General features: G+C 53.0%; 3 protein-coding genes. All 3 read left to right on the top strand.

What is annotated here, in order from left to right:
- The coding region (locus DBO31_RS07015) for a M13-type metalloendopeptidase (protein ID WP_150824787.1) at positions 1-358 on the top strand (358 nt) is incomplete at its 5' end.
- Between the two features lie 204 nt (positions 359-562).
- Positions 563-955 carry a methylglyoxal synthase gene (gene mgsA, locus DBO31_RS07010; protein ID WP_059076445.1) on the top strand — a complete coding sequence of 131 codons (393 nt, stop codon included), beginning with the start codon at positions 563-565 and terminating at the stop codon, positions 953-955.
- A gap of 11 nt (positions 956-966) precedes the next feature.
- Positions 967-2154 (top strand): pyruvate kinase (gene pyk / locus DBO31_RS07005; RefSeq protein WP_150824788.1); only part of this gene is annotated, 1188 nt, incomplete at its 3' end.

Genomic DNA, 2154 nt, shown 5'->3' with positions numbered 1-2154 from the left:
GGCGGCCGCTTTTGCTCCCTATTACAGCCGCTATGAGCTTGCCCCGGGGCAGTATGAAAACGGCAAGCTCGTCATGAATGAAGCCATTGCCGACTGCGGCGGCCTTTCAGCCGCGACGGAAATTGCCGCAGGTGACAAGACGGCTCTGCAGGATCTGTATCGTAATTTCGCGTCTATTTTTGCCTCCAAGTATACAAATCAGCTTCTCCATCAGCTGCTCATGCTCGATCCCCATCCGGAAGGGCGGGCCCGGGTCAATGGTGCCCTGTCGTCTACGGACGGGTTTTACGGTGCCTATGGCATTACTGACGGAGACGGCATGTATATTGCCGAAAAAGACCGGGTAAAACTTTGGTAAAATACCTGTCCACATAGATAATGCAGGGGAAAGACATCGTTTTCCCTTGCATTATCGCAGGTGATACGATACAATCACAGGAGAAGAGCATGCCATAGATTTTATGGTATGTTCCCTAAGTGGGACAAATTTTGTACCACTGGGAACAAAAATGCAACAGCACTTACGCAGACACAGTATGGAGTTTATACAAGGAGGTATTTTATGCGAACCTACATTGCACTCATCGCTCATGATGCCAAGAAAGATGCCATTGTCAAACTGGCAACACAGTTTAAAAACGTATTATCCCGGTATCCCCTCGTAGGAACCGGTGAAACGGGACGGCGCATTGAAAACGAAACGGGACTTACAGTGAAACAGATGCAGCCCGGCCCGATGGGCGGCGACCAGCAGATCGGCGGCATGATCGCTTCCGATGAAGTACTCGGCGTCGTCTTTCTGCGCGATCCCCTGACAGCCCAGCCTCATGAACCGGATGTGTCGGCGTTCCTGCGCCTCTGCGATGTCCATTCTGTGCCTGTTGCTACCAATGTGACCAGTGCCCGTATCCTGCTTTCGGCACTGGATGAAAAGCCTGATTTGTTTAACCTGTAAAAGGAGCATAACTGATGAAACGAACAAAAATCGTATGTACCCTGGGTCCCAGTTCAAATACGCCGGACATCCTGGAAGGCATGGTCCGTGCCGGCATGAATGTAGCCCGGTTCAATTTCTCTCATGGCAGCCATGAAGAACATAAAAAACGCATTGAAATGGTCCGTGCCGTTTCCCGGAAATTAGGCACGCCCATTGCCCTTCTGCTCGATACAAAAGGTCCGGAAATCCGTCTGGGCAAGTTTAAAAATGGCTCTATCATGATGGAAGCCGGTCATGACTTTACCCTGACGGCCCGTGACGTAGAAGGTGATGAAACTATCGCCTCTATGAACTATAAAGAATTGCCCCAGGATGTCAAACCCGGTGACCATATCCTCCTGTCGGACGGCCTGGTCAATCTGGAAGTCACGTCCGTTGAAGGCGAAGACATCCACACGAAAATCCTCAACAGCGGCAAGATGAGTGACCGCAAGCGCGTTGCCGTACCGGGGATTCCCATCAATCTGCCGGCCGTATCGGAAAGTGATGCAGCCGATATCGAATTTGGCATCCACATGAATATGGACTGGATTGCCGCTTCTTTCATCCAGCGTGGCAAAGACGTGCTGACCATTCGTAAGATTCTGGAAAATCACGACAGCCATATGAAGATTATTTCCAAAATCGAATGCAAGGCTGCCGTCAACAATATCGATGAAATCATCAGCATGAGCGATGGCATCATGGTAGCCCGCGGCGATCTGGGTGTGGAAGTACCGGCGGAAGAAGTTCCGACGCTGCAGAAACTCCTGATTCGCAAATGCCAGGCGGCCGGCAAACCGGTCATTACGGCAACGCAGATGCTGGAATCCATGTGCAACAATCCCCGTCCGACCCGGGCCGAAACGAGTGACGTAGCCAATGCCATCCTCGACGGGACCGATGCAGTCATGCTCAGCGGTGAAACAGCGGGCGGCCTGTATCCCGTAGAAGCTGTCCAGACCATGGCCCGGGTGGCGGTCTTTACGGAAAGCCAGTTCCCGCCGCAGGCTCATCAGGAAGGAAATAAGGCCCCGGCGACGACGACCGAATCCATCGGCAAGGCGACGGTCAAAATCGCCGAAGACCTCCATGCGGCGGCCATCATTGCCTCGACCGAACGGGGCGGCACGGCCCAGATGGTAGCCAAGTACCGTCCGGCATGCCCGATTATTGCC

Source organism: Megasphaera sp. DJF_B143 (assembly GCF_900320625.1).
GTDB lineage: Bacteria > Bacillota > Negativicutes > Veillonellales > Megasphaeraceae > Megasphaera > Megasphaera hexanoica.
The sequence above is the reverse complement of the archived record's forward strand: the minus strand, read 5'-3'. Positions and strand labels throughout refer to the sequence as shown.